The sequence below is a fragment of the Sphingomonas sp. UYAg733 genome, assembly GCF_054057355.1.
Map to the genome: position 1 here is coordinate 1 of NZ_JBSRZE010000029.1, position 7,051 is coordinate 7,051.

4 protein-coding genes are annotated in these 7,051 nt (G+C 52.6%); 3 read left to right on the top strand and 1 reads right to left on the bottom strand.

What is annotated here, in order from left to right; all coding sequences use genetic code 11:
- Positions 1-1,479: 1,479 nt before the first annotated feature.
- From ACVWZA_RS21715 to ACVWZA_RS21725, 3 genes are read left to right on the top strand one after another with little or no spacing between them, the layout of a single operon-like run.
- Complete coding sequence (locus ACVWZA_RS21715) at positions 1,480-3,327, top strand: hypothetical protein (RefSeq protein ID WP_457313528.1); 1,848 nt, start codon at positions 1,480-1,482, stop codon at positions 3,325-3,327.
- A gap of 12 nt (positions 3,328-3,339) precedes the next feature.
- On the top strand, positions 3,340-6,003 hold the full coding sequence (locus tag ACVWZA_RS21720) for an RHS repeat domain-containing protein (RefSeq protein ID WP_457313529.1): 2,664 nt from the start codon (positions 3,340-3,342) through the stop codon (positions 6,001-6,003).
- Between the two features lie 53 nt (positions 6,004-6,056).
- The gene (locus ACVWZA_RS21725; RefSeq protein ID WP_457313530.1) at positions 6,057-6,365 is read left to right on the top strand and encodes a hypothetical protein; all 309 of its coding nucleotides are present in this window, start codon (positions 6,057-6,059) and stop codon (positions 6,363-6,365) included.
- Between the two features lie 327 nt (positions 6,366-6,692).
- Here the strand turns inward: ACVWZA_RS21725 and ACVWZA_RS21730 are convergent.
- Positions 6,693-7,051 (bottom strand): hypothetical protein (locus tag ACVWZA_RS21730; protein ID WP_457313531.1); only part of this gene is annotated, 359 nt, incomplete at its 5' end.

Sequence of the window (7,051 nt, forward strand, 5' to 3'; positions counted from 1 at the left end):
AGAACCACGACCGTTCGTCTGGAAGGCCGATCCCGATCACATTATCGCAGCTGTCAGGCGCGGGCACCAAACGTTGGAATCAATCCACTAGGAGACTGAGAACATCGACAGCGATTCGTATAGGCAGCGGCCGGGTGCTGGGCGTGGTGGGGCAGCGGGGAGGCTCGAGGCATTCGCCACGATCCTGGCAATGCACCGTATTGTGGCAGGCAAGTTCGTTCTTGTTTCAGCGGCCGACAGGGTTCGAACGCCGCTCTTTGCGGACCGAGCCTCGAAAGTCCGGACCGGCAGGTTGATCCCAATAACCGACTATAGCTTCAAGGGCCGCGGCGTGCCGGCCGTGCGGGCGGACCTACAACGCCGGGAAGGGCCTCAAGGGATGGTCCACCAATCACACGCCGTTGACTGCCATAAGCGGCCGGTTACCCATGGACCGCAAACTTCGCCATCAGCCCGAGTTGCCGCTTCGCGCCTGCCAGCGCCAACTTCCCTAAGAGGTATCCTTCGGTGCGATGCCTTTCCGCCAGTCCGCTCCACACCGGCACAGATGAGCGGGTCGCTGGACTGCTAAAAGGACGCGTCCCGTGAGTAGCATTATCCTGACCAGGCGGCTTCCAATGGACCCCGAAACAAGCGATGGCGGAGAAACCTAGGTCACGCGGTCAATACTTGTGACGAAGCGAGCAAAGATCCCAGCCAAGGCTTGAAACAAATGCGGAAGACTATCGAGTTAAGACAACGAGAAGCAGAACATCTCTATAATCGACAACACAGCAACCGCAGTTCGCGAATACAAGATCAGGGTGATCACCTCTCTGTTCGACGTCGTCCCCTTTACAGTCGCTAGAAAGCGGCACGACGGTATGCCTGACAGCAATAACAACTGTGGTTGAAATTTTCGGAATCTCGAAGACTAAGGTCGGCCGGATGAATTGAAGTGTAAGCAGCATACTACTCTCTAACTTAAGGAAAACGACATGGCACGGAAACACGGACTTCTGCTTGTCACTGGCGGCGCAGTGTTGATCGGCTGCGCTGCGATCGCGACAGCGCAGGAAACTACCATCTATAGCTATGATGCCCTTGGTCGACTGACAGGGTCCGTGCTAAGCGGGGGGCCAAATTCGATCCGGCAAACAGGAACCTGTTTTGATCGCGCGGGTAATCGCGTCCGGTATGACGTAACCACGACGACGCCCGTCCCTTGTCCAACACCGACGCCAACATCAGGATGAAAGTTAGCGCATGGCGAGAGTTCGAACGAGGCATATTGGCGTAGTATGACTATGATCAACTAGCTATTGGATCATCAGCCTCACTTACTATCAAGATCTGGCGAGTTTAAAAATGATGCATCATCTATTTAGCCAAAATAATACTCCACTCTCAGGTGGTCCACCCGGTTTGAACATGAATTACAACTTGATGGAAAGGCCGTATCAAACGATCAAACCACCGACAGATCTGAGAGGAAGGCGCATGTTTAACCACCTGCGTGGCGAGCATCCCGAGCTGAAAAACCCAACTTACTATTTCGTAGTCTTGACTTTAGCCATGCTCTTAACTGGACCTGCTCGTGGTCAAGTTACGCAACCAAGAATCGTGCAGAAGGTCGTCGATGATTTTATGGTTGAGCGGAAAACAGGACGGTTTTCGCTTTCTGCGACGGATCAAATCAGGATTGGCGGAGCGGACGAAGTTGCGTTGTCTGTTTCTTATGGCCCGGTAGACGGCAGCGATTTCCAGCAAAACGGCATTCCCCGGCTATCTTATAATCAAATCAGGAAGGAGGGAAGTCTTAACTATTATGACTATTACACCGTCGAGTACAACGGCATAGGGGATACCTTTCGAAAGGATACTGGGACTACCGCTCCGCTGACTAGTCAGTATTCCACTGGCTCCACGCTAGTCAGTTCGGGCGGGCATTATTTATTTACTGATAAGTTCGGTATTCAAATAGATTTCGGGACTGATACAAATGTTACTTATCCAGACGGACGGCAAGTTCGTTTCGTCGGACTTTCCACTTCCATGTCATTTGAGGATAAGGACAGAACTAAACGGTCAATAGTTAATAACTTCGGTTATATGTTAAAATTTATTAATTCTGGGCTTCACCTAGATATTCAAGCTATTAACCTATCCAAGAATTACTGCGATTTAACGAGTGCAATATCCTGTGCTGGCCTTCTACAAACGCGTAAAGCCTCGGTGGATTCCTTAGGTGGCATCCGAATAGTGAGCGATGCTGACGGCGGCGTGACCAAGTATACGTTTCAGCAGATGTATGCCTTTGATTACGAGCGCATCTGTATTACATTGCAAAACGGTTCTCAGTGCCCCGACCCGCCTTCGTGGTATCGCTGGTATCCGACGTCAGTAGCTTTGCCCGACTCTAGTGCGCCTGTATATTCGATAACATATGAAAAGAAAGGAGACGTTCACGACGACATCTTTGTTAAGTCTGTCCAGAAGGGCGATATTCTGGCCTCGTATTTTACAGTAAAAAATAAATATGGATCGTGGGGATCGAACCCGTATAATCTCGCATTTTATCTTACTACATGGGTAACAATAAGCGGTCAGCAAAATAACTATACCAGAGCGGTCCGACCCATACCGGAGTGGGGTTCTGCAAGACGAGCTCTTATGTATTCTGGGGACGGATTGGGGCGGGAGACGACGTTTAGCAGAAACCAGCTACAGGAGGTTTCCGGAACTACTTATCCGGAAGGCAACGGCGAGATGCTACAGTACGACAGTCGTTACAATGTAATAGCTCGCGTGGTTTCGGCTAAGCCAGCAAGCGGTTTGCCGCAACAGGTAACGCAATATACCTACCCGCCCTCGTGTTCTGCGAGCACTCAGGCGTATTGCAATAAGCCAATGACAATGGTCGATCCAAAAGGCGGAACGTCGAATTATTCGTATAACTTAAGAGGGCAAATTTTGGAGGAGATTGCTCCGGCTCCGTCAGTCGGCGCTCCGCGGCTTAAAAAGGTATACACTTACGAACTGCGCACGGCTTTCGTGCTGGATGCCTCTGCAAATCTTGTCCCTGCAGGCCCGCCTATCTCGCTGCCGGTTAAGATCGTCACGTGTGATACTACGTCTGCGTGCGCGGGCGGAGGTACGGATACTGTCGCCCAATATGATTATGGTCCTCCAACGGGAGTCAATAATCTCAATTTAAGAGGCGTTTCAGTCACAGCGTTGGATGCCTCCGGGATAGCTCGGACACACCTGACTTGTTATAGCTATAACTATTTCGGCGAGAAGATTTCTGAAACCCGGCCAAATGCTGGCCTGGCAGCCTGCATGTAGGGGGGAGATTCCATGAAAAGCACTACGATCCGCAGGCTCATCGGAGCCTCCCATTTTGCGCTTTTGTTGAGTGGGCCGATAGCGCGTGCACAAGCCTCGGATTCTCCCTATACCACGGGGTATCGTTACGACAGTCGGGGTCGTGCCACGGGCGTTATAAGCCCGGATGCGGATGGATCCGGCTTGTTACGTTTTGCAGCAATCCGTAATAGCTATGATGGGCGAGGTAATGTCATCAAAGTGGAAAAGGGCGAGTTGGCGAATTGGCAGTCCGATAGTATAGCGCCTGCCAGCTGGGCGGAATTTTCGGTCTTTCAAAAGGTAGAAACGACCTATGACGCCCTCAGTCGCAAGACGACAGAAAGGACAATGAAAGATAGCGCGGTGTATTCCGTATCTCAGTTCAGTTATGACAGCTTTGGGCGGCTGGAATGTACTGCAGTTCGGATGAACACTGCGGCATTTGGATCACTGCCATCGTCAGCGTGCGTGTTGGGCGCCGAAGGCGCGCAGGGAGCGGACCGGATCACGAAAAATGTTTACGACGCTGCAGGCCAAATTCTTAAATTGCAAAAAGCGTACGGCACAAGTCTGCAGCAGGATTATGCCACATATGCGTATACGCCAAATGGCAAGCAGATGAGCGTTATAGACGCCAATGGAAACAAAGCTGCGATGGCCTGGGACGGATTTGACCGACAAATCCGATGGAATTTTCCAAATAAAATGGTGGTCGGCGCGGAAAGCGCGACCGATTATGAAGCCTATACTTATGACTCGAACGGAAATCGCCTTACATTTCGTAAGCGAGACGGGCAGGTTATTGGTTATATCTATAATGCTCTTAATCGAATGATACTGAAGGACATTCCCGGTGGGACAGCCGCTGATGTCTATTACGCCTACGATCCACGCGGCTTGCAAACCTATGCGCGGTTCGGGTCACCGACGGGCGAAGGACTGACCAATATCTATGACGGCTTTGGCCAGTTGGCTTCTGTCACCTCGAGCCAAGGCGGGACGTTGCGGACTCTTACCTATCAGTACAATAGGGACGGCAACCGAACGCGCGTCACGCATCCAGACGGCGTCTATTTCAATTATGGCTATGACGGCCTTGACCGGATGAATTTTGCAAGCTGGTACACGCCGGCAAGTGGAGCGGTGCCGTTCCTGAACATAGTCTATGATACTCAGGGGCGCCGCGCGAAAACCGGGCGGGCAAGCAGCTCAACCACCTACAGCTACGATCCAATCTCGCGGTTGGAATCAGAGGCGCAGGCGTTCAGCTCGGGCACATCGAACACGACCTCGGGCTACGGCTATAATCCGGCGAACCAGATCGTCAGCAAGACACGGTCGAACAATGCCTATGCGTTCAGTGGCTATACCGACGTCAGCCGGAGTTACGCGGTCAATGGACTCAACCAATACACGTCAGGTGGCCCGGCGACGTTCACCTATGACGCGAACGGCAACCTGACTTCGGACGGTGCCGGCAATGTATTTGGCTATGATGTCGAAAATCGGCTGATCACAAAGAGTGGCGGAGTTACGCTGACTTACGATCCGCTTGGTCGGTTGTATCGGGTAGCCGGCGGGGGGGCGGACACGCGATTCCTCTACGATGGCGATGCGCTGGTTGCGGAGTATAATTCCGCTGGCGCGATGCTGATGCGCTATGCTCATGGCGCTGGCCCAGACGAACCGATCCTGGCCGACGCTGGCGCTGCTCTAAGCTGCTCGCAAACGCGGGTGTTGCACCCGGATGCCCAAGGCTCGATCGTGGCGCAGGCCGACTGCGCAGGCAATCCGGTCGCAATCAACGCCTATGACGAATACGGCATCCCCAATGGCTACGGAACGCTAGCGCCGGGGCAGTTCGGCCGGTTCCAATATACTGGACAGGTCTGGCTGCAAGAGCTCGGAATGTACCACTATAAGGCGCGGATCTACTCGCCGACCTTGGGACGCTTCCTGCAGACCGATCCAGTTGGATACAAGGATCAGGTCAATTTGTACGCCTATGTCGCAAACGATCCAGTCAACAAACATGACTCGACCGGACAGGACGCGGAGGTTTCACTTCAAAAGAACGGCGTTCACGCGTTTGTCGTTCTTCGGGATGCCGATAATCACCTTCGGGTTGTGATCGTTCGCGGCGGACCCAACGGTGACTATCTTGCTAATTACCTCTCACCGGCTGCAGCTAGCGCTTCGGGCTCTTCAGCCTCAGGAGGGAGCAGCAGCAGTAGCAACAGCAGCAGCAGCACCACCGCCGCCAGCTCTGGAGTGTCTTCGGGGCTCTCGGGCGAACAGTCACAAGCGAGTAGTTCAAAGGCAAGCGGCGGAGCTGGCCTGGGACTCATCGCCGAAACGAAACCACTTAGCCAGAGTGCAGACGTCGACGCATACGGGAAATCCAACACGGTTACGCTCGGCACAGCAACGGTTAAAGGAGACTTCTCAAGCATCGTGGCTGGAGCCCGCGATTACACCAATTCTGTAAATGGCGCCAATTTAGATTATCGCCTTATTCAGCAAAACTCAAACTCCGTGGCGGGAACGGCCTATGAGCAGATTACAGGCTCCCCAAGGCCGCCTAATACGGGAACGCTACCATTGCCGGCCTACTCGGTCGACCTTTGCAGGAGAGGTGTTCAATGTCGAGAATAGTTTGGCTCGTGCCTTTAATTGTCGTAGCAGGGTGTACAGGAGGCGCTCCTGCCGTGAGGCAAAATAACTCGGAGGAAAACACGCCAACCACGTTTCCTGCTGATATTGAAAATAGGAGTTTCCACAGCGTTGGTTCATTGATCGCGGTTCTTACGAAGGCAAACATTAAATTTAATATCTCTAATCAAATCGGAGACCCGGTTGGCCATGAGGCGGCGGAGAAAGCGTGTTTTGAGGGTGGACTAACTCTAATTATTGATGATGGCGATAAACGAGTTTTGAAACGATTTTTAATAGACTGCAGCAAAGCGAAGAATATCCGCTTGGTGAGAGATTTTGGTTATAAAAACCCTTATCAGTAGTCGAACACTTTAACGGATTAATCTTTAGGGAGAGCAGCTGCACAATCGCCTCGGTTGACGATTTAAGCTCCCACCAGCGCGCTGATTGATGAATGCGAGGGCTGCGGCATGGTAGCTGCAGGAGCGCGGGATGCTGCTGGCCGATGAACTTGAAGACTATGTCGCGAACCTGGGGCTCCGTGGGCGTTTTGAACCGCGCCAGCTGTGCCAGAGGCCATCGGTCGTGAGTCAAGCTTCCATATCGATTTTGGTATGCGGCAGCACAATGTTGGTCTCGGTTTCTCGAGCGACGTCAGTCAATGAGACTTACCCAGTTATTTTAATCCATTATGGATATTTAATGGCAAAGATATCGTCCGCCATCTTTGGCGAGAAGGCGTGCATTGCGCTGAACGTCATAACACTCGATAGAGTTGACAATCCAACATCGTTGATCGGCGCTAGCGTTGCTGACATGGCTCGCTTTCTCCCAGTCATGACACTTGTGGCATAATGTACTGAGTTGAATGATCGATAAGCGCCATATTCAGCGTCACCGGTCGGTAAATCGTGGTCGGACGAGAAACTAATATTGGCATCTGAAATGTCGCATTTGGTGGAAGCACGAACCCGCTGCGCGGGAGGGCGCATGCGGCGCAGTTGAGGTGAACATACGGGCGTTGCGCGGCGGTTGAGCGCGGCGGGCG